The sequence below is a fragment of the uncultured Campylobacter sp. genome (genome assembly GCF_938045625.1).
GTDB lineage: Bacteria > Campylobacterota > Campylobacteria > Campylobacterales > Campylobacteraceae > Campylobacter_A.
The window spans coordinates 1-21,094 of record NZ_CALIAV010000041.1 but is presented as its reverse complement, the minus strand read 5'-3'; the positions used below and the strand labels follow the sequence as shown (position 1 = coordinate 21,094).

The window sequence follows — 21,094 nt, the reverse complement described above, 5'->3', positions numbered from 1 at the left end:
TTATCAAGAAAATAAGAGTAAAATTATCTACTTGTTTTGTAACATACATTACAAACGCTAAATTTAAATAATCTCCGAAACAAAAGGCAAATTTATGAGAAATTTTAAAAATATCTCGGTTTTATTATTAGCATCGTTACTTTTTACGGCATGCTTTGACGGTAACGATAAAAAAGGCGCGGCCGCAGCCGGACAACAACGACAAATGCCGCCATCAAAAGTCGACGTATTCGTAGCTAAAAAATCAGACGTGCCGATCAGCTTTGACTACGCCGCGACTCTAACGAGCCAGCAAGACGTAATCGTCTATCCTAAAGTAAGCGGCACGATAATCAAGCAGTTTTTTAAACCGGGAGATAACGTAAAAGCAGGCGATAAGCTATTTTTAATAGATCCCGAAAAATACCAAGCAAGCTACGACGCGCTTGAGGCCGCTATCGGCGTAGCAAACGCAAATTTAAAAAACGCTCAGACCGAATTTAATAGAATCTCAAATTTATATAAGAAAAACGCCGTTTCGCAAAAAGAGTACGATGCGGCCGTTTCGGCGCTTGAAATCGCAAATGCAAATTTACTAAGCTCCAAAGCCAGCGCCAAAAGCGCGAAAATAGATCTGGGTTACACGAGTATCGCCGCGCCTTTTGACGGCGTTTTGGGCGATAATCTCGTAGACGTAGGCTCGCTGGTTGCGGCAAACACGACCCAACTAGTGCGCCTAACCAAAATCAATCCGATCGAGGCGCATTTTTATATCTCGGACGTCGATAACCTAAACCGCGTTAAAATGCAAGAAAGCAGCCTCTGGGTGCAGACAAACTCGGACGCCGTGCTAAAAGTAGGTCCGGGCGAATTTGACGGCAAGGTAAATTTCATCGATAACGTCGTAAATACAAACATGGGCAGCGTTTTAGCCAAAGCTGAATTTAACAACGACGAGGGCAAGCTGCTACCTGGCATGTTCGGCCACGTGACGATGGGAGGATTTTATCAAAAAGACGGCTTTAAAATCCCTCAACTAGCGCTCCAGCAAACCGACGTCAAGACCTACGTACTAGTCGTAGAGGACGGCAAAGTAGCCTCAAAAGACGTAAAGGTAACCTACCAGACGAAAGACGCCGCGGTCGTTAGCCAGGGGCTAAACGAAAATGATAAAATCATCTTAAATAACTTCCTAAAAATCGGCGTAGGCGCGCCTGTAGAGATAGATAAGGATCTAACCGCAAGCTTTGGCAAGGGCGTAAATTTAGAGCCTAAGGCCGAGCAAGAAAAGGCTAAGTGATGTTTTCTAAATTTTTCATTGACCGCCCGATATTCGCCACCGTCGTATCTATCATCATAGTTATCGCGGGCACGATGGCGATAAAGGGGCTTCCTATCGAGGAGTATCCTAAGCTAACCCCGCCTCAAATTTCAGTTAGCGCCACCTACACGGGCGCTGACGCCCAAACCATTGCCGACTCCGTAGCTAGCGCGATAGAAGATCAGATAAACGGCGTAGAAAACATGCTCTACATGCAAAGCACCTCAAGCTCGAGCGGCTCGCTAAGTATCAATGTTTATTTTAAAATCGGCACCTCAGCCAAACAAGCCACGATCGACGTAAACAACCGCGTCCAAGCCGCGCTCTCAAGGCTACCCCAAGAGGTGCAAAACATGGGCGTAACCGTGCGCGAACGCAGCGGCTCGATCCTAGAGGTTATAGGCTTTACCAGTCCGAAAATGAACTCTATCGAGATGTATAACTACGTAAATTTAAACATAGCAGACGAGGTTAAAAGGGTTAACGGCGTGGGCGATACCGTGCTAATCGGCAGCAAAGAGTACTCGATGCGAATTTGGCTAAAGCCCGATTTGCTCGCCTACTACAAGCTAACTCCTAGCGACGTAATCGCTCAAGTAAAAATCCAAAACAGCCAATACGCCGCCGGCAAAATAGGCGAGCAGCCCTCAGACGGCGACAATCCTTACGTTTATTCCGTTCGCTCGGACGGTCGTCTAAAAAATGCGGCGCAGTTTGGCGATATAGTAATCAAAAGCGCCGACGGAGCGGTGCTAAAGCTAAAAGACGTAGCGACCGTGGAGCTAGGAGCGGCCAGCTACGCATCTGACTCGATGCTAAACGGCCAAGACGCCATCCCGCTTTTAATCTTTATGCAAAACGACGCCAACGCTCTAGCTACGGCACAAGCTGTAAACGCAAAGCTTGACGAGCTAAGTAAAAATTTCCCGGCGGGCTTTAAGCACACGATCGCATATAATCCGACCGAATTTATCGAAGTTTCTATCCAAGAGGTTATAAAAACTTTCATCGAGGCCATGATCCTAGTTATCATCGTTATGTATATGTTTTTAAGGAGCTTCCGCGCTACTATCATCCCGATGCTAGCCGTTCCAGTGTCCATCATCGGCACTTTTGGCGGACTATACGCGATGGGATTTAGCATAAATTTGATCACGCTTTTTGCGCTCATACTTGCTATCGGTATCGTCGTGGACGACGCCATCATTGTTATCGAAAATGTGGAGAGAATTTTACACGAGGAAAAAGACATCACCGTCAAAGAAGCGACCTATAAAGCGATGGAGGAGGTGCAAACGCCAGTCATCTCTATCGTTCTCGTTCTCTCGGCCGTTTTTATCCCCGTTTCTTTTATGGAGGGCTTTGTCGGCGTGATACAGCGCCAGTTCGCGCTCACGCTGGTTACTTCGGTTTGTATCTCGGGCTTTGTCGCGCTTACGCTTACTCCTGCGCTTTGCGGCGTTATGCTAAAAAAACAAGAGAGCAAGCCGTTTTGGTTCGTGCAGAAATTTAACGACTTTTTCGACTGGAGCACGAAAATTTTCACCGCGGGCGTCGCAACGGTGCTTCGCCACGTTATCATCAGCCTTATTTTGATAGGCGTAATGGGTTTTGCGACTTACGAGCTGTTTAAAAAAGTTCCGAGCGGCCTCGTACCGTCCGAAGATAAGGGCGCGTTGATGGTTATCACTTCGCTGCCGCCGTCGTCAAATATGCTAAAAACCAAAAAAGAAGTTCAAAATATCAATCAAGCCATCCTTAGCAACCCAAATGTCGAGTTTATGATGAGTTTTGCGGGATACGATATGCTTGCGGGCGCGCTTAGAGAAAACTCAGCCATCAGCTTTGTCAAGCTAAAAGACTGGAGCGAGAGAAAAACGCCAGATAGCCAAGCAGGCGCGCTAACTGGGCCTTTTAACGGTATGCTTTGGGGCTCGAAGGAGTCGATGAGCTTTGTCGTAAACGTCCCGCCTATCATGGGTCTTTCGATGACGGGCGGCTTTGAGATGTATCTGCAAAACAAAAGCGGCAAAACCTACGCCCAGATCGAAGCCGACGTAAAAAAAGTAGTCGCCGCGGCAAACGCTCGCCCGGATCTAACCAGCGTGCGCTCGACGCTAGAGACTAATTACCGCCAGTTTAAAATCGACGTCGATAGGCAAAAAGCCCAGATGTTTGGCGTGAGCGAGAGCGAAATCTTTAGCGCGATAGGTTCGACTTTCGGCTCTTACTATATCAACGACTTTAGCCTTTTCGGTAAATCCTACCGCGTCTATGCCAGAGGCGAGGACCGCTTTAGAAACAACCCCGAAGACTTGCGTAAAATTTACGTCCGCTCAAAAGGCGGCGAGATGATACCACTAAACTCTGTCGCCACTCTAACTAGAATTTTAGGCCCGGATATCGTGGATAGATTTAACCTTTTCCCGGCGGCTAAGATCCAAGGCGACCCGAAACCTGGCTACACATCGGGCGATGCGATAAAAGCGATACAAGAGGTTGTCGAGCAGACGCTAAATATGGAAGAATACTCCATCAGCTGGGCGGGCACGGCGTATCAGGAGGTTAGCTCGCAAGGCACGGGCTCTACTGCGTTTATATTCGGTATGATTTTCGTGTTTTTGATCCTAGCGGCGCAGTATGAGCGCTGGCTCATCCCGCTAGCCGTTATCACGGCCGTTCCGTTCGCGGTTTTTGGCTCACTAGTCGCCGTTTGGGCTAGAGGGCTAACAAACGACATTTACTTCCAGATCGGACTACTGCTTCTCATCGGTCTATCGGCTAAAAACGCGATCCTCATCGTAGAATTTGCGATGCAAGAAAGACTGGCGGGCAAGAGCGTATTTGACGCAGCCGTTAATGCAGCCAAACTTCGCTTCCGCCCGATCGTCATGACCTCGCTCGCATTTACCCTGGGCGTTTTTCCGATGGTTATCAGCACGGGTGCTGGCGCTGCGTCTCGCCACTCTCTAGGTACGGGCGTGATCGGCGGCATGATAGCGGCCACTACGATAGCGATATTTTTCATACCGATGTTTTACTATCTACTAGAAAAGCTAAACAACAAAGTCTGGGACAAAAAACCAAGCGGAGCACAGGAGGTCAAAAATGTATAAAATTTTAACTTTAGCCGCGGCGCTATTTTTAGCTGGCTGCTCGTTTCGACCCGAGATCCCAGAGGTCGATACGAAATTTGAATCTACGTATAAATTTGAAACTAGCGACATCAGAGACGAGTGGTGGAAGGAGTTTGGCGACGAAAATCTAAATGCCCTCGTAGCTAGCGCGCTAGAGAAAAACACCGACCTTCGCACGGCTTATTTAAATTTACAAAAAGCCGCCGCAAGCCTAGGCATCTCTGAGGCAGATCTTTTTCCTAGCGTAAATTTAAACGTCGGCTACACCAAAGCAAAAAGCAGCGGCGAAACCTACACCAAACAGCCTCAAACGCGCTACCGAACCTCGCAGGTAAATTTGGGCCTTAGTTATGAGATAGACCTGTGGGGCAGAGTGAGAAACAGCGTCGAGTCGGCTAAAGCCAGTCTAAACGCGACCAAGCTCGACTACGCCACCGCGCGCCTTAGCATAAGCTCTAGCGTGGCTAAAAGCTACTTCGCGCTCGTGGCTCTAAATATGCGCGAAGCCGTGCTAAAAGACACGCTAAAAACCTACGAGGAGACGCTAGCGCTTCGCAAAACGCAGCTTGATCTAGGCGGCATAAACGAGACGACCTATCTACAAAGCAAAGCCGCCGTCGAAAGCGCAAAAGTAAGCCTGCTAGAGGTGCAAACCTCGCTGTCTCAGGCTCTAACGTCCGTAGCGATACTAACGGGCAAATCAAACGACGAGATCCTAAGCGGCGCCGTGCAGAGCGCTAAAATGCTACCTAAAGAGCCTGAAGTGAGTGCTGGCGTGAGTGCGGACATACTACTGCGAAGGAGCGACGTAGCTAAAGCATACGCCGATCTAAACGCCACTAACGCGCTAATCGGCGTCGCAAAGGCCGATTATCTACCGTCCATCTCGCTAACGGGACTTTTCGGATTTTCTAGCGTGGATTTTGAAAATATCTTTATCAGCAACGCAAACACGTGGAGCATAGGCGGATCTTTGGTGCAGAAAATTTTTGACTACGGCAGAACCAAAAACAACGTCCGCATGGCAGAAACCAACGAGCAAATCGCGGCCGTAGCCTACGAAGCGGCAGTCAAAAAAGCCCTGGGCGAAGTTAGAGACGCGCTAAATAATCGCAAAAACGCCAAACTAACGCTAAATCAGGTCAAAGAACTCCTGCACTCGCAAGAAAAAATCTATAAGCTAGCCAAGGATCAGTTTGAAGAGGGCTATACGGGGCACCTGGAGCTACTCGACGCACAGCGCAACCTACTATCGGTTAGACTACAAGTTATCGCGGCGAATTTGAGCCTCATCGACTCGGTCGTTGACGTTTATAAGGCATTTGGCGGTGGATTTAAAGCCGAATAATTTTATTTTTTGGCGGAGATTCTCCGCCTCTTTCTTTTTGAATTTCCTTTTGCTTTTTGGTTTTAAATTTGACGCAACGTCGTCTGTAGATTTTAAATATTTCGCTCGTTTTATTACCGCAGCTTATCTTGTTTTATGCCTTCAAATTTCAAAATTTGGCGCTTGCTTTTGCTATTCGCGCGACTCCCATAAACCTGTTTTTAGGCGCCTGATACTTTGGATAAATTTTCGTTGCGACTTTTGAGATAAATTTGCATTCAAAGACGTAAGTTTATTTCAAATTTTGAATAACGCGGCAAGTCGGTCAAATTTACATCATTTTATCCAGAGTACACATTTTGCGGATTTTACGAATTTTCCGTTTCAAATTTACTGTTTTGGCAATATTTGCAAGCAAGAAGGCAAATTACGATCAAAATTATAGAGGTATTTCGAGATCAAATTTAGCGCAAACACCCGCCGCTAAATTTCATTTTTAATTTTAGCAAGCGGCGCGAAAGTACTGTATTAGAGCAAAATCGGCCCAATTTAACGTTTCTGATGTTTTAACCGCCAAGCAAAATTTGCAACGCGCGAAGATTTCGCAAATTTACATTCTTAAATTTGACGTAGCGTAAAAAACAGGTGCGAAAATTTGAAATTTACAAGTCGAAATTTGGCTAAATTTGTACCCTACTTCACAAAAATCATAAATTTGACTCAAATTTAGACGTGAAATTTTACTCTTTGTCGGTTAAAATTTGCACGATAGTTTCGGGCAAAACTTCATGCTCTATCGCGTGGATTTTTGCTTCAAAATCCTCAAGGCTCATTCCCGCGCTCTTTTCAAACGCGCGCTGAGCGATGATCTTGCCGCCGTCTAGCTCCTCGCCCACCCAGTGCACGCTCACGCCGCCTACCTTCATATCGCTATCAAAGCTCTCTTTTATCGCATGCGCGCCCTTAAAAAGCGGCAACAGCGACGGGTGTAAATTTATCGCGCGAACTTGGCTTGTAAAAACGGGCGTGAGGATACGCATAAAGCCTGCAAGCACCGTTAAATCGACGTTTGTGCGTTTGATTTCCTCTACGACCGCGGCGTCAAATTCCTCGCGCGATGCAAAATTAACATGCTCGATGACGACGCTTTTTAGGCCGTATCTTGCGGCTTTTTCTATACCGCCGGCGTTAGCTTTGTTAGTTAGCGTTAGCGCGACTTCGATCCTGATTTCACCAAAAACCTTGCCGTGCAGCCTCTCTAAAATCGCCTCTAAATTCGAGCCGCCGCCGCTAAATAAAACCGCTATTTTTTTCGTAAGCATTTGAGTCCTTTGATGACGTCCGCGGCCGTGAGCGCGTAGTCGTTGATTTTGATTTCTCGGGCGGCTAGAGCGTGAGCTAACGTACCCGAGATCGCGGCGTTTAGCGGGTCGTAACCCTGCGCGAGCAGTCCCGCGACGATACCGCTTAGCGCGTCTCCGCTGCCGCCTTTTGCTAGCGCAGCGCTGCCATGCGTCATGACGTAACCCTCGCCGCCTTGCGCGATTAACGTATTTGCGCCCTTTAACACAAGCACGCATTTAAAATTTCGGCTAAAAATTTGAGCGAGTTTGAAGCGGTTTTTTTGCACTGCGCTGGCGTCAAATTTGCCCAGATTTGCAAGCTCTAGCAGGCTCGCAAACTCTTTTGGGTGCGGCGTTATCACAATGTTTTTGCTGTTTAAAAGCTCAAGCGTGCGCGGCTCGTAGCAAAGATCGGCGTCGATAACGAGCGCGTCTTTTGTTTTTAGCTCGCTAAATAGCTCGTCTTTTTGTGCCTCGTTAAGCTCGCCAAGCCCCATTCCGACGGCTCCGACTCGCATTTTAGGCGTTATGCGTGCGCTTTGCATCAAAACGGGCTCAATATTTAAATTTTCGCCCACGACGCTAACGAGTCCCGCACCGATAGTTAGCGCAGCAAGTCCCGCTATACGCGCTGCTCCACACTTTTCGCCGCTAACGACAAACATGTGGCCAAAGTCACCCTTGTTAGCGTTTTGCTTAGTGCGAAAGGGCAAATTTAAATCGCTTTTCCCAAGCTTATAAAAGCTCGTCCCCGCCTCGTAAAGCTCGCGAGAAAGGCCTAAATTTGCGACTTTTATGCGTCCTACGAAATCCTTTGCAAAGTCGCTATAAAGCGCTAGCTTTAACGCACCCATGGTCACGGTCATATCAGCCTTAAAAATCGCTCCTTGCGACAAACCGTTTTTATCAAGCCCGCTTGGGATGTCGCAGGCGAGCTTGTAGCCGGGCTTTGCGTTTAGCAGATTTATCAAATTTATCGTTTTTTCGTCTAGCTCGCGGCCAAGGCCAGTACCGAAAATACCGTCGATGATGCAGTCAAATTCGCCGCATTCCGTAAAATTTGAGATCAAATTTACGCCGCACTTTAGCGCTCTGGTTAGCTCTGTTTTTGAGGTTTCGTTTTGTTTGTCGCCGGCCAAAAAAGCATAGCAATCAAATTTATCTTGCAAAAGCCGAAGTGCGGCGAGTACGTCTGCGCCGTTGTTTCCGCTGCCGACTACGCCTAAAATTTTACGTCGTTTTTTTGAGCATTTTTTAAACCTAGTTCGCACGGCGTTAGCTAACGCGTTAGCCGCGTTTTGCATCAAAATTTCGGCGCTAAGCCCAAACTCGCTCATGGCTCTAGCGTCAAGCTCTGCCGTATCCCAAAATAGCTTTTTCATACGCCCTCCTGCTTCACTCGGTAGCTCAAAGCCTCTAAAATATGTGGCTTTTTGATGATGCGCGAACCCTCGATGTCGGCGATCGTGCGAGCGACTTTTAGGGTTTTATTGATGGCGCGGCGGCTGAGCGAAAACCTCTGCGTTGCATTATCTAGCACGCCGCTCGCCTCGTCGTCGCAAATGCAAAATTTAACTATCTCTTCGTCGCCAAGCTTGCCGTTTAGCTCGCTTTGAGCGCGCGAAATTTGCGTCTCAAACACGCGCAGCACGGTCTGCCACATTGCTTCGCTCGTGACGTCGCTTTTGTCGCTTGCAGCCACCTCGTCCATCTGTACGTGAAGGTCGATGCGGTCTAGTACGGGTGCCGAGATACGAGATTTATAGCGCTTGATCTCGAGCTCCGAGCATTTGCACTCTAGATTTTTTGAGAGTAGATTACCGCATGGGCAAGGGTTCATAGCGGCTACGAACATAAATTTGGTCTCATACGTGACCTTTGAATTTACGCGCGAGATGTTGATTTTATAGTCCTCCAGCGGCTCGCGCAGGCTCTCTAAAATTTGCGGCGCAAAGTGCGGAAGCTCGTCGAAAAATAGTATCCCGCCGTTAGCTAGCCCAACCTCGCCGATCCTAGCCGAGCTCGATCCACCGCCAAATATCGAGCTGCGAGTGCTCGTATGATGGGGCGAACGAAAGGCGCGGAGTGCGGAAAATTCGCTCTCCTGCTGATTTAGCGAGCTATAAGCGCAGCTGAGCAAAATCTCATCCAAGCTTTGCGGCGGCAAAATGTATCGCAGGCGCTTGGCGCTCATGCTTTTGCCGCATCCGGGGCTTCCCTCAAAGATAATATTGTGCATACCGCAAGCGGCCACCAGGCAGGCTCTTTTTGCCCTACTCTGGCCTTTTACGTCGCTAAAATTTAGCTCGAAATTTTGATTTTTTACGAAGCTTTTTTCGCCGATTTTGATCAAATTTGAAAAAAGCGGATGAACGGCGCCAACTCTGCACGAAGCAGCGAATTCGGGCTCTAGGAAAAATTTGATCGCCTCGGCTAAATTTGAAACGGCGTAAATTTCTAAATTCGGTATCGCGCCCGCTTTTTGCGCTATCTCTTGCGGGATCAGCACGCGAGAACCCGGCGCTTTCGCGCTCAAAAAAAGCAAGATAGAAAACAGGCTCGCCGTACTTTTGACGCCGCCGTCAAGCCCCAACTCGCCGAATGCAAAAATAGGCTCGAAGTCGCGCTCTTTTTGCAAAGCGATTAAAAGCGCGATGGGTAGGTCGAAGTGGCTACCGGATTTTGGCATGTCGGATGGGGATAAATTTATGATGATTTTTTGCGCGGGAAAGGAGAAATTTAACGATAAAAGCGCTGATTTTACGCGCTCGGCGCTCTCTTTAATAGAAGCTCCCGCAAGACCAACGATATTAAGTGCGGGCAAACCACGGTTAAAGCTGGACTCGACGTCCACAGGCCGTAATTCGTCATTATAGGTGGCGCATTTTAGGGCTTTCATGCGTTTTTTTGCTTTTTATACTCTTTGTCAAATTTTTTGCGTTTGTTGTAGCCGATGCGCTCGATAAAAAGGTGTCCGTCGAGATGATCCATCTCGTGCTGGATCGCGACCGACAAAAGCCCATCCGCCTCGAGCTCTTTACGCTCGCCGAAGCGATCTTGATACTCAAGCGTTATAAACTCGGCTCTTTTTACGTCCTCGTAATATCCAGGTACGCTCAGGCAGCCTTCTTGGTAGATTATCTCCCCCTCTTTGCGTAAAATTTTGGGATTTATGATTTCTAGCAGATCCTCTTTGCGCTGTTCTTTACTCTCTTCGTCTACTAAATTTACGATCAAAATTCGCTTAGCCTCGCCCGTCTGGATAGCAGCTAGTCCGATGCCGTTTTTAGCGATCATCGTTTCATACATATCGTCTAAAAATTTATGCAGTTCGTCGCCAAAGACTTTAACTTCAAGCGATTTGACGAAGAGTTTTTTGTTCGGATAGGTTAGGATTTCTAGTATCATTTTTCAGTCTTGTCCTCTAGTACCAAAAAGTGTTCGCCGTCTCTACCGGTGTTTACAAGCGAATCAAGCGCCAAAGAAAGCATCTCCTCGATAGTTTTTGTCATGTTTAGATCAAAAGTGACCACTTCCATATCAAACTCGTATTTCTCTCCATTTAGCATGAAAGAGGTGTCATAAAACATATCGGTTATACGTTTGCAGGCTTTTTGTGCGCCGCTTATGTCGGTATGCTTCATCAGCATAGCAAAACATCCTCCGCCGTAGTGCGACAAGATATCGCTGCGCCTCGACGTGCGAAGTAACATGCGAGATATATTTTTTAAAACGGCCAGCTTACCTTTTGACCCGATACCGTCCAGCGCGCTATCCTTTGGTTTTAGCAACATTACGGAGGATTTATAGTCGTATTTTTTTATATTTTCAGACTCGATACCGAGCGTCTTGAGGAAAAATTTTCTATTATATACGTCAAATTTTTCATCATATATAGACTGTTCTTCAACCAGCTTAAAAACCTTACTAATCTCTTCGTAGCTCGTTTTGATAACTTCGATATGCTTGTCCATTAGCGAATTTAGCTTGTTTAAGTCTTCGTTAAAAGAGTTAAAGACGCTTTGTATCGTGATCAAATTTACATTTGGATCTAGGCTTTCCGAGCGTTTTTTGATGATAGTTTTTAAAACTCCCAAATTTTTATAGATGAGCGCAACGGCCTGAAGCATGCTTTTTATCTGCATAAAGCTATTTTTGACCTCGCGCTCGATATTGATTTGTCTATCGTCCTCGAGTTTGCCGATCTCGTCTTCGATCTTTATGATCTCGCCGACCTTTTTCTTAAAATCATCAGACTGCTTTTCGAGCATCTTTTCAAAAAAAACGGTGTAGTTTTTCGGGATCGAGGGGATATTTTCCTCGGTAAGTTCTTTTATAATCGCCTCGGAAAAACCGTAGATGTTAAACTCGTCCTTTTTGGCTTTTGCGCCTACTTTTTGAGTAGGCGCGCTATTTGCCGCTACGTTTTCGCTTTTTTTGTTGTCTAACTTTATCAAATTCTACTCTTTACTTAAAGCTTTTCTCCAAAACTTTATCTATAAGCCCGTACTCTTTGGCTTCGACAGAGCTCATGAAAAAGTCCCTGTCGGTATCTTTTTGGATTTTAGCTAGTTTTTGACCCGTATTTTTAGCTAGGATCGCGTTTAAAATTTCTTTCATACGCAAGATTTCCTTCGCCTGGATCTCTATATCCGTCGCCTGTCCGCGCGCGCCGCCTAAAGGCTGGTGGATCATAATACGCGAATTTGGCAACGCATAACGCTTGCCCTGCGCGCCGCAGCTAAGCAAAAACGCGCCCATAGACGCCGCCTGACCTATACAGATCGTGCAGACGTCAGGCTTGATGTAGTTCATCGTATCGTAAATGCTAAATCCGCTCGTTATCACGCCGCCCGGACTGTTTATATATAGATATATGTCTTTGTCCGGATCTTCGGCCTCTAAAAACAGCATCTGAGCCACGATCGCAGACGCCATGCCGTCCTCGATCTCGCCACTAAGCATTATTATGCGGTCTTTTAGCAGGCGCGAGTAGATGTCGTAGCTTCTCTCGCCCTTGCTCGTGCGCTCGATGACGTAGGGGATGTAGTAGCTCATTACTCCGCCTTTTTCTCTTTCTTATCGCTCTTTAGCGCAAACATCTCGTTAAATAGCCTCTCCTCGATCATCGACATTTTGATCGCAGGTAAAATTCCTTGATTTTTATAGTTTTCAAGGTGCTGTTTCGGATCTACACCCGAGCGATATGCCTCAAAGTACACCGCTTGGATCAGCTCTTGGTCGCTTACTTTGATATCTCTGCGGCGCGCTAGCTCGTCTATTATAAACGTCAGCTTCACGCTTTTTACCGCGTCGTCGCGGTATGTCTCGCGCTGTTTAGTTAGAGCGTCTTTGTCCTCTCTAAATTTAGCCATCTGCTCAGGCGTAAAGTTGCTCCAAGCGCTGCGGAATTGCATATCCATCTCTTGCTCTACGATGTTTTTCGGCACGTCGAAGTTAAATTTAGCCACGATCGCGTCGGCAAATTTAGGCTTTAGCTCCTCGTTTACGTTTTTAGCGTGCTTCTCGGCTTTGATCTGCTCTTTTAGTCTCTCTTCAAACAGCTCGACGCTTACCTTTTCCTCGCCCGGCATGATGCGTTTTAGTGTCTCTTCGTCGATCTCTTCAGGCACTTTTTTACCTTGGATTTCGTGTAGTTTTACTTTAAACGTCGCGTCTTTGCCAGCGAGGTGCGCAGCGCCGTACTCGGCAGGGAATTTAACCTTCACGTCGCGCTCTTCACCGACTTTTAGCCCGATCATACCGTCCTCAAAGCCCGGTATAAACTGGCCCGAGCCGATTTCTAGCAGGTAGTTTTCGGCTTTGCCGCCCTCAAACGCCTCGCCGTCCACGAAGCCCTCGAAGTCAAATTTAGCAAAATCGCCCTTTTCAAGTACGGCTTTTTCTATTTTTTCTAGCGGAGCCATCATTTTTAAAATTTCATTTTTTCTCTCGTCGATCTCTTTTTTGGTTACGCGCGGAGTGCTGACGCTTTCTATCAGCTCCTCGTAGCCGTCGATGTTTATAACGGGTTTAAACGAAAGCTCGATCTCAGCGTCTATCTCGTTCTCGCCTCTATCAAATTTAGTCACGATCGGCTCGCCGATAACCTCTTCAAATTTTCTATTTAGCTCTTTTAGTCCAGCATCTATCACGTCTTTTAGTGCGTCTTGCTCGGCATCGGCAGTTAGTTCTTTTTCGTAACGTTTTAGCACTACGTTCACAGGCACTTTGCCCGCTCTAAATCCGTCTATTTTCATATTTTTCGCAGCTTTTTTAGCAGCGTTTTCGAGTTTGGCTTTTACGTCCGCGCTCGGTATTTTCGCACTTAGCGAAGCATTTACGGCGTCGATCGCCTTGGTTTTGATTTGCATTAAATTCCTTTAAAAAATAAAAATTTCCTAGAGTGTAGCAAAATTTTCCTTATTCATAGTATAAATTTAAGCGAGCGAAAGGCGAATTTAAGTAAAATCATTTATCAAATTTAAATAGTGAAATGAATCAGGAACGCAAATGCAAGAAAATTTAAAAAATGAGAATTTAAAAAAAGAAAAGTTTGAAAGCTGCGTCGAGCAGATGCTAAATTTAGTCGGCGAAGACCCGAACAGAGAGGGGCTGGTTAAAACTCCCGAGCGCGTTTTTAAAGCTTACGAGTTTTTAACGAGCGGCTACTTTCAAGACCCCAAAGTCGTGCTAAACGACGCGCTGTTTGATAGCTCAAATAACGAAATGGTGCTCGTGCGCGATATCGAATTTTACAGCCTTTGCGAGCATCATTTGCTACCGTTTTTCGGGCGCGTGCACGTGGCCTACATCCCAAATCACAAGGTCGTAGGCCTTAGCAAAATCCCACGCATGGTAAATATCTTCGCTCGCCGCCTGCAAATCCAAGAGCAGCTCACCGAGCAGATCGCAGAAGCCGTGCAAGAGGTCATCAAACCAAAAGGCGTTGGCGTCGTCATCGAGGCGCGCCACATGTGCGTGGAGATGCGAGGCGTGGGTAAGATCAACTCGACCACTACCACTTCGGCGCTGCGAGGATGTTTTTTAAGTAGCAGCGAGACTAGGCGCGAATTTTTCTCTCTCATAAATTCGCACAAAGAAGTGAGATTTTAGTGAATTTAGATAGCTTAAAATCAAAACTGGGCGCAAATTTATCGCTATCTAGCGTCTTTGGCGTGATAGAGCGAATTTCTGCTACGACGATAGAGATCTCTGGCCTGCGCCCCAGTATCGGCGACATCGTGCAAATTTGCGCTAAAGACAAGAGCAAGAGCGGACTAGCGATGGTGACCGAGGTGCGGCAAAATACCGCGCTAATCTCGCCTTTTGGCTTTGTAGAAGGCTACAAGATCGGCGACTTCGTCTATCAGAGCGACCAAGGTATGAAAATCCCCGTCGGCGACGCTCTTTTGGGGCGCGTAGTCAATCCTTTTATGAATCCAAAAGACGGCAAAGGCGCGATTACTACGACCGAGTACGCTCCGATCATGCAAGCTCCGATCGATGCGATGAAGCGCGGACTGATAGATGAAATTTTTAGCGTCGGGGTTAAAAGCATAGACGGACTACTAACCTGCGGCAAAGGCCAAAAACTTGGCATTTTCGCGGGTTCTGGTGTAGGCAAAAGTACGCTCATGGGCATGATCGTGAAAAACTCGCAAGCTCCGATCAAGATTGTCGCGCTCATTGGCGAGCGCGGCCGCGAGGTGCCGGAGTTTATCGAGAAAAATTTGCACGGCGATCTAAGCGGCACCGTCGTCATCGTAGCAACTAGCGACGATAGCCCGCTGATGCGAAAATACGGCGCCTTTTGCGCGATGAGTGTGGCCGAATACTTCAAAAACCAAGGTAAAGACGTGCTTTTCATCATGGATAGTGTGACGAGATTTGCCATGGCACAGCGAGAGATCGGGCTGGCGCTGGGCGAACCGCCGACATCTAAGGGCTACCCGCCATCCGTGCTAACCCTACTGCCTCAGCTCATGGAGCGTGCGGGCAAAGAGGAGGGCAAAGGAAGCATAACGGCCTTTTTTACCGTGCTAGTCGATGGCGACGATATGAGCGATCCGATAGCCGATCAGAGCCGCTCGATCCTAGACGGCCATATCGTGCTTAGCCGCGAGATGACGGACTTTGGTATCTACCCGCCTATAAACATCCTAAACTCTGCCTCGCGCGTGATGAGCGACATCGTCAGCAAAGAGCACAAGGCAAACGCGACTAAATTTAAACGCCTCTACTCGCTACTAAAAGAAAACGAAGTCCTGCTACGTATCGGCGCGTATCAAAAGGGCAGCGACAAGGAGCTAGACCTCGCCATCGCAAAGAAAGAATTTATCGATAAATTTTTAAAACAAGACGCCGAAGAGGGCTTTAGCTTTGAGCAAACGCAAGAGCTACTTGGCGGAGTGAATGCGTAAATTTGGTGTAAATTTACGCTTTGATATCGATCGTTTTATTACTAAATTTGTAGCCATCAGTTAAATTTATAAACGCCGTTTTTACTTCGTTTATGTCTAAATTTACGCCGTGTTGCTTTGACATTTTACTTAGAAATTCAAGCATTTCATTTAGTGTGTCTTTTGAGGTTTGAGCTACATTTTTGATAGTTTGCGTATCTAAATTTTGTTGCATAGCTTTTCGCTGTTCGAGTCTCGCTTTTTGGGCTCTTTCTTGCAGCTTTTTAAGCATCTCTTTAAAATCTTTATCCATTTGCTCGAATAAAATTTGTAAAGGGTCTTTTTGGGTGTCTGCCTCTTCTTTCTTGGATGTATTTTTAGCTCTTAGATTGATACTATCAAATGTGCGATGAAATTTTATAAATTCTTTCATTGGCTCACTGAGTGCGTTAAATTCTTCATCTGAAACTCTATCAGGGTCATGGTTTAAAAGCCAAAGCTGTATTTGCTTACTATATTCATCGCCACTTATATTTTTATCACTTGAATGTAAAAAGCCAAGATACGTCGGCTTTCCTTCGGTCGCATGAAAATTTGAATTCAAGATGCCAACTAGTAGCCCGCCTTTCGTAACGGAGCCGTCATCGTTCGTATATCTTTCGCGCGTGGTGTTAAAGTTGAGCCCGTATGCACTAAATTTCTCCTTGCCACCATTTTCACTATCAAATATATCTGTTGATGGTTTTAGCTTGTTGCCATTTGTATAATAATCAATGGTGGAGCGATTGTAAAAAGTAGTAGCTATGGTTTTATTTTTATCCCTTTTACCGTTTTCAAAGGTAGCAGACATATAATCTGCCACAGTACCATATTTTTTAGTGATTTTTAGCGTCTTTTTATCATATTCGTAACCTTGTGGAAATTTTGAGATCTCGTCTGTCGTAAAGCTCTCTTTTGAATTTAGAGTATTTTCATCTACAAGTTGGGTTAATAGCTTATATGCGTTGCCAACTGTTTTTGCAATATCGATTTCTCTAAAAGCAATATAGGAAAGATCCTTATTGGCTCTTACTGCGACGAAAGATTTAATTGTATCTGAGTGAATCTTGTAATCATCTGGTATGCCTGCAGCTTTATTGAATTCGTTCGTAAAGTAGCCATCCTTATCAACCTTGTAGCCTAGTACACTGCCAGTGTCATCGCTCTCATCGGGCTTGGTTAAAATTTCTTTTTGCGTTGTTACGGCAGATTTGATAGTCATATTTTCTGAAGAAAAAGAGGTAAAATTTGAGCTTAGGGCATTAAAATTCATTTTTATCCTTTTAAAGCATTTTATAATATATCGGATATTTTTGGGAATTTTTAATAGGAGGTTGCAAAAATCAGTTTCCTTAAAAATTTCAACTAAGTTTAGGATATTTTTTATCTTTTTTGGTCAAATTTCACCCAAATAGCGTTATATTGCTAAGTTGATAAAGAATTTCAATATATTATCTTTATCAAAATTTGGCTAAATTTGAAAAAATTAACCTAAAATTTTAACCTGAAATTTATAAAATTTGTTATATTATCGTCGCGAAAATAAAAGGGATAAAATATATCCTAATTGATAAAGGTCAAGCGTGAGAGTATATCTAGACAACAATGCCACGACGATGGTCGATCCCGAAGCTTTCGAGCTTATGAAGCCATTTTTCTGCGAAAAATACGGCAATCCAAACTCGCTTCATAGATTCGGCTCCGAGACGCACCCTGCGCTTCGCCGCGCGATGGATCAGCTCTATGCCGGCATAAATGCGAGCGATAGCGACGATATCGTGGTAACAAGCTGCGCCACCGAGAGCAATAACTGGGTGGCTAAAGGCGTATTTTTCGATCATATATTAAATAAAGAAAAGGATCACGTCGTAATCAGCGCCGTCGAACATCCGGCGATTGCGGCGACTTTTGAGTCGCTCAAAAAATACGGCGTGCGCGTGAGCTACGTACCCGTAAATGAAAACGGTCTGCTTGATCCAAACGACCTAAGAAAGCTCATCGACGACAAAACCGCGCTCGTTAGCATCATGTGGGCAAATAACGAAACCGGCACCATTTTCCCGATCAAAGAGTGTGCGGCAATCGCTCACGAGCACGGCGCGCTGTTTCACACCGACGCGACGCAAACCGTGGGCAAGATCAAGATAAACGTGCGCGAGATGGGCATGGACTTTATGAGCTTTTCGGCGCATAAATTTCACGGACCAAAGGGCGTGGGCGGCCTGTATATCAAAGACTCGCAAAAGCTAACCAGCCTGCTTCACGGCGGCGAGCACATGGGTGGCAGACGCAGCGGAACGCTCGACGTCGCAGGCATCGTTGGCATGGCGCAAGCGCTGGAAAATAGCAACAAACTAATCGAGTTTGAAAATTTGCATGTTAGACGCCTGCGCGATAAGCTCGAAGACGCGCTGCTGCAAATCCCTGATATATCGGTCGTGGGAGACCGCGCTCATAGGCTGCCAAACACGATACTAGCCGCGGTCAAAGGCGTCGAGGGCGAGGCGATGCTATGGGATCTAAATCAGGCCGGTATCGCGGCATCTACAGGCTCGGCGTGCGCATCCGAGACACTAGAGAGCAACCCGATAATGGAAGCCATCGGCGCTAGCAGCGATCTGGCGCACACGGCGCTAAGGCTGTCGCTATCGAGGTTTAACACCGAAGAAGAGATCGACTACGCGATAGAGCATATCAAAAAGGCGGTGGTGAGGTTACGAGCTATTTCAAGCACGTACGCCTACAACCCTAACGGCAAGTAACGGCTTGTCTTTTGAGCGCCTTTGAATGAGTTTGAAATTTTCGCCCTGCGGCAGACTATATGTCTAGCCTTGGGACGGAAATTTCCGCGCAACATTCAAATTCATCTCAAAACAAGCGTAGCGTTTTTGCGAAGCAAAATGTTTCTACAAAATACTTCGCCTTATGTTTTGCAGTCAAATTTGAAGTTAAATTTAATTGAAATTTTAGCTTTAAAAGCCCAAATTTGAGTTAAATTTAAAAGGAAGCAGGCGGCCGTATCGCGAGATGGATTTGAATGGTGTAAAGCAAAAATGAGCAAAGCTAACCACGTAGGTTGCAGCAACGATATTTTTGCAAACTCATTCAAAGACGCTCGCGAGACAACGCCTCTAAAAAGGAAATAAAATGGCAAAAAATAATTTAATCGGCGGCTCCATCTGGGACGAATACTCCCAAAACGTCCAAAACCGCATGAACAATCCCAAATTTATGGGCGAGATCACCGAGGACGAGGCAAAAGCAAGAGGCGGCAAGCTCATCGTAGCTGACTTTGGCGCAGAGAGTTGCGGCGACGCGGTGAGGCTATATTGGCTCGTGGATGAGAAAACCGACCGCATCATGGACGCTAAATTTAAGAGCTTTGGCTGCGGTACGGCGGTGGCGAGCTCCGATACGATGGCTGAGCTTTGCATCGGTAAGACCGTGGACGAAGCGGTCAAAATCACCAACATCGACGTGGAAAAAGCCATGCGCGATACCCCGGACGTCCCTGCCGTCCCACCGCAAAAGATGCACTGTTCGGTCATGGCCTACGACGTCATCAAGGCAGCCGCAGCGCAGTACAAGGGCGTGGATCCGGAGCATTTCGAGGACGAGATCATCGTGTGCGAGTGTGCGCGCGTGAGCCTAGGCACGATCAAAGAGGTCATCCGCCTAAACGATCTACACACGGTCGAAGAAATCACGCAATACACCAAAGCAGGCGCCTTTTGCAAGTCCTGCGTACGCCCGGGCGGACACGAAAAGCGCGAGTATTATCTCGTGGACATCCTCGCAGACACCAGAGCCGAGATGGAGCAGGAGAAAAAGCAAGCCATCATCGACGCGCAAGTTTCTGGCAAATTTGACGATGTGAGCTTTGAAAATATGACCGTCGTGGGCCAGCTAAAAGCCATCGAGAGCGTCATAGATAGAGATGTTCGCCCGATGCTGATGATGGACGGCGGTAATATGGAAATCCTCGATTTGCAAAAAGACGCCGAGGGTAAATTTGACGTCTATATAAGATATATGGGTGCTTGCAGCGGCTGTGCGAGCGGTGCGACCGGCACGCTATACGCGATCGAAAACGTGCTTCAAGAAAACCTCAGCCCAAATATCCGCGTTTTGCCTATCTGATCTACTTTATACGGCAAATTTGACGCGGATTATGGCTCAAATTTTTACTAAATTCGGGCGGTTAATTTAGCCGCCCCTACTCTATTTATTTACAAATTTAAACATCGAGTTTAACCTCGCCGTTTTTAAATTTCACTCTTTTATTTCCTTATAAAAGCTTAAGTTACGAGCCAAACAAACAACGGTCGTTATCAACAGTATCGGTATCAGCGGTATATATAGATAGACAAAAATTAATGCCGATGCGTCTCTATGAACAGCCTTGCCTTCCAAAAACAACGAACCCACTGGATAATACAAAACCAGCGTCATGATCGCAAAATTTTCTATCGCAAAAATCGTATTGCTTTTTTCGGGATTTTCGACGAAAAGTTTGCTATACCTGCGCCCCGAAGCAAAAAATGCGCCTACGCAAATGGCGCTAAATATGAACGCTCCAGATAATCCCTTGTCAGGGTTTGAAGATATAATCAAAAAAGCCATCGCAGCAAAGCTCACGAAGGCAAATCTAACTAAAAGATGAATCTGATATCTGAGCTTTAAATTTTTAGGGATTTGCGCCAAGGCTTTGCCGTATTCGAGCGCTTCGGCATCCTCGTCGCTTTGGCCTGGCTCGGTTTCATGGCTCGCGCCCTCAAATTTGCGCTCGGATTCAGCCGCTTCGCTTTGGGCGGCTTGCACTTGGCTTAAATTTTGCCCATTAGTCGTCTCGTCTGCGGCTAGCTCGCTGATTTTCTCTTGCGATTTTAGTACTCTTTGCGGCAGATATACGGTCTCATCGGAGCCAAATTCGTCGTTGGCGTTATGAGATATGATTGCTATAGGAAGCATAATTATTATAATAAAGATCGCCTGCACGGTCGCTTGCGTACTAAAAGCCGCATCCAAAAATAACGCATATAAGCTCGCCGCAATGAAAAAAAGAGCGATGGTTTCAGTACATATCAAGGCAAAGGCCTTACCCTCGTCGCCAAACAAAAATACACTATACCGCTTGCGTCTAGGCGAGCTCAATGAAAAGAGTATTAACGCAACAGACGTAACAAGCGCCACAGCAAATAAAAAAGGTGATGATGGGTGCGTAGGATCTATCAAGAAAGAAAAAAGAAGCACTATAAAAGTTGCGGAAAGTCCGATAAAAAATTCTTACCAAAACGCCAATTATCGTAACTTTTTAAAGCGTCTTGCGGAATTTGACTGATGTCGACGGCGACTTTATCTTTTTGAGTTTGCATTTTTCGCCTCCTTTTTTGTTATTTTAGCCTAAATTCACCTTTTTGCCCCTCAAATTCCGCCCTCAACCCACCTGCCCCAAATTTGAATTTACATAATTTAAATTTTCTATTTCTCCTATCAAAATACCTAAAATTCCGATAATCGTTAATGTAGAATATTTTAGTGACAAA

17 protein-coding genes are annotated in these 21,094 nt (G+C 46.2%); 8 read left to right on the top strand and 9 right to left on the bottom strand.

All coding sequences use genetic code 11. The features are described 5' to 3' along the window. The first annotated feature begins 94 nt into the window (after positions 1-94). The 3 genes from Q0386_RS03635 to Q0386_RS03625 are packed head-to-tail and all read left to right on the top strand — an operon-like array spanning position 95 to position 5,785. Positions 95-1,279, top strand: a complete 1,185-nt coding sequence (locus Q0386_RS03635) for an efflux RND transporter periplasmic adaptor subunit (RefSeq protein WP_299027235.1) — start codon at positions 95-97, stop codon at positions 1,277-1,279. Then, positions 1,279-4,416, top strand: a complete 3,138-nt coding sequence (locus Q0386_RS03630) for an efflux RND transporter permease subunit (RefSeq protein ID WP_299027234.1) — start codon at positions 1,279-1,281, stop codon at positions 4,414-4,416. The genes Q0386_RS03635 and Q0386_RS03630 overlap by 1 nt, the downstream gene beginning before the upstream one ends. Further along, on the top strand, positions 4,409-5,785 hold the full coding sequence (locus tag Q0386_RS03625; protein WP_299027233.1) for an efflux transporter outer membrane subunit: 1,377 nt from the start codon (positions 4,409-4,411) through the stop codon (positions 5,783-5,785). The genes Q0386_RS03630 and Q0386_RS03625 overlap by 8 nt, the downstream gene beginning before the upstream one ends. A 719-nt stretch (positions 5,786-6,504) precedes the next feature. Here Q0386_RS03625 and purN read toward each other — a convergent pair. Genes purN through tig form a run of 7 tightly spaced genes read right to left on the bottom strand, consistent with a single transcriptional unit; the run spans position 6,505 to position 13,481 of the window. Further along, positions 6,505-7,086, bottom strand: a complete 582-nt coding sequence (gene purN, locus Q0386_RS03620) for a phosphoribosylglycinamide formyltransferase (protein WP_299027232.1) — start codon at positions 7,084-7,086, stop codon at positions 6,505-6,507. Then, complete coding sequence (locus Q0386_RS03615) at positions 7,068-8,489, bottom strand: NAD(P)H-hydrate dehydratase (RefSeq protein WP_299027231.1); 1,422 nt, start codon at positions 8,487-8,489, stop codon at positions 7,068-7,070. The genes purN and Q0386_RS03615 overlap by 19 nt, the downstream gene beginning before the upstream one ends. Further along, positions 8,486-10,006 (bottom strand): YifB family Mg chelatase-like AAA ATPase, encoded by a 1,521-nt coding sequence (locus Q0386_RS03610; RefSeq protein WP_299027229.1) that lies wholly within the window; start codon positions 10,004-10,006, stop codon positions 8,486-8,488. Before Q0386_RS03610 ends, Q0386_RS03615 begins: the two co-directional genes overlap by 4 nt. Next, positions 10,003-10,515 carry a peptide deformylase gene (gene def / locus Q0386_RS03605; protein WP_299027227.1) on the bottom strand — a complete coding sequence of 171 codons (513 nt, stop codon included), beginning with the start codon at positions 10,513-10,515 and terminating at the stop codon, positions 10,003-10,005. Before def ends, Q0386_RS03610 begins: the two co-directional genes overlap by 4 nt. Then, complete coding sequence (locus Q0386_RS03600; protein ID WP_299027225.1) at positions 10,512-11,564, bottom strand: diguanylate cyclase; 1,053 nt, start codon at positions 11,562-11,564, stop codon at positions 10,512-10,514. The genes def and Q0386_RS03600 overlap by 4 nt, the downstream gene beginning before the upstream one ends. Positions 11,565-11,574: 10 nt before the next feature. Beyond that, on the bottom strand, positions 11,575-12,165 hold the full coding sequence (gene clpP / locus Q0386_RS03595; protein WP_299027223.1) for an ATP-dependent Clp endopeptidase proteolytic subunit ClpP: 591 nt from the start codon (positions 12,163-12,165) through the stop codon (positions 11,575-11,577). Continuing rightward, positions 12,165-13,481, bottom strand: a complete 1,317-nt coding sequence (gene tig, locus Q0386_RS03590; protein ID WP_299027221.1) for a trigger factor — start codon at positions 13,479-13,481, stop codon at positions 12,165-12,167. Before tig ends, clpP begins: the two co-directional genes overlap by 1 nt. A gap of 139 nt (positions 13,482-13,620) precedes the next feature. Between tig and folE the strand changes: the two genes are divergently transcribed. Together folE and fliI are read left to right on the top strand one after the other, a co-directional pair. Further along, positions 13,621-14,223 carry a GTP cyclohydrolase I FolE gene (gene folE / locus Q0386_RS03585; protein WP_299027219.1) on the top strand — a complete coding sequence of 201 codons (603 nt, stop codon included), beginning with the start codon at positions 13,621-13,623 and terminating at the stop codon, positions 14,221-14,223. After that, positions 14,223-15,530: a flagellar protein export ATPase FliI gene (gene fliI / locus Q0386_RS03580; RefSeq protein ID WP_299027217.1), complete on the top strand. Its 1,308-nt coding sequence runs from the start codon at positions 14,223-14,225 to the stop codon at positions 15,528-15,530. The genes folE and fliI overlap by 1 nt, the downstream gene beginning before the upstream one ends. Before the next feature lie 13 nt (positions 15,531-15,543). Here the strand turns inward: fliI and Q0386_RS03575 are convergent, their stop codons facing one another. Beyond that, entirely contained in the window at positions 15,544-16,821 is a 1,278-nt protein-coding gene (locus tag Q0386_RS03575; protein WP_299027212.1) for a Cj0814 family flagellar-dependent secreted protein, read from the bottom strand. 310 nt (positions 16,822-17,131) lie between these two features. Here Q0386_RS03575 and Q0386_RS03570 point away from each other — a divergent pair, with 310 nt between their 5' ends. Both Q0386_RS03570 and Q0386_RS03565 read left to right on the top strand, forming a co-directional pair. Continuing rightward, positions 17,132-18,310, top strand: coding sequence for a NifS family cysteine desulfurase (locus Q0386_RS03570; RefSeq protein ID WP_299027209.1), 1,179 nt, complete (start codon positions 17,132-17,134; stop codon positions 18,308-18,310). A gap of 385 nt (positions 18,311-18,695) precedes the next feature. Then, positions 18,696-19,688: an iron-sulfur cluster assembly scaffold protein gene (locus Q0386_RS03565; RefSeq protein ID WP_299027202.1), complete on the top strand. Its 993-nt coding sequence runs from the start codon at positions 18,696-18,698 to the stop codon at positions 19,686-19,688. 132 nt (positions 19,689-19,820) lie between these two features. Here Q0386_RS03565 and Q0386_RS03560 read toward each other — a convergent pair whose 3' ends face one another. Continuing rightward, complete coding sequence (locus Q0386_RS03560) at positions 19,821-20,576, bottom strand: hypothetical protein (RefSeq protein WP_299027199.1); 756 nt, start codon at positions 20,574-20,576, stop codon at positions 19,821-19,823. Between the two features lie 25 nt (positions 20,577-20,601). On the opposite strand from Q0386_RS03560, the gene Q0386_RS03555 reads away from it, so the two are divergent. Beyond that, a complete protein-coding gene (locus Q0386_RS03555; protein WP_299027196.1) occupies positions 20,602-20,889 on the top strand; it encodes a hypothetical protein in 288 nt (95 codons plus the stop codon). The last annotated feature ends 205 nt before the right edge of the window (positions 20,890-21,094 follow it).

Excerpts from the sequence above, each read along its gene's own strand:
- Q0386_RS03635 (WP_299027235.1), top strand. The coding sequence starts at position 95 with ATGAGAAATTTTAAAAATATCTCGGTTTTATTATTAGCATCGTTACTT.
- Q0386_RS03630 (WP_299027234.1), top strand. The coding sequence starts at position 1,279 with ATGTTTTCTAAATTTTTCATTGACCGCCCGATATTCGCCACCGTCGTA.
- Q0386_RS03625 (WP_299027233.1), top strand. The coding sequence starts at position 4,409 with ATGTATAAAATTTTAACTTTAGCCGCGGCGCTATTTTTAGCTGGCTGC.
- purN (WP_299027232.1), bottom strand. The coding sequence starts at position 7,086 with ATGCTTACGAAAAAAATAGCGGTTTTATTTAGCGGCGGCGGCTCGAAT.
- Q0386_RS03615 (WP_299027231.1), bottom strand. The coding sequence starts at position 8,489 with ATGAAAAAGCTATTTTGGGATACGGCAGAGCTTGACGCTAGAGCCATG.
- Q0386_RS03610 (WP_299027229.1), bottom strand. The coding sequence starts at position 10,006 with ATGAAAGCCCTAAAATGCGCCACCTATAATGACGAATTACGGCCTGTG.
- def (WP_299027227.1), bottom strand. The coding sequence starts at position 10,515 with ATGATACTAGAAATCCTAACCTATCCGAACAAAAAACTCTTCGTCAAA.
- clpP (WP_299027223.1), bottom strand. The coding sequence starts at position 12,165 with ATGAGCTACTACATCCCCTACGTCATCGAGCGCACGAGCAAGGGCGAG.
- tig (WP_299027221.1), bottom strand. The coding sequence starts at position 13,481 with ATGCAAATCAAAACCAAGGCGATCGACGCCGTAAATGCTTCGCTAAGT.
- folE (WP_299027219.1), top strand. The coding sequence starts at position 13,621 with ATGCAAGAAAATTTAAAAAATGAGAATTTAAAAAAAGAAAAGTTTGAA.
- Q0386_RS03575 (WP_299027212.1), bottom strand. The coding sequence starts at position 16,821 with ATGAATTTTAATGCCCTAAGCTCAAATTTTACCTCTTTTTCTTCAGAA.
- Q0386_RS03565 (WP_299027202.1), top strand. The coding sequence starts at position 18,696 with ATGGCAAAAAATAATTTAATCGGCGGCTCCATCTGGGACGAATACTCC.
- Q0386_RS03555 (WP_299027196.1), top strand. The coding sequence starts at position 20,602 with ATGAAAAAAAGAGCGATGGTTTCAGTACATATCAAGGCAAAGGCCTTA.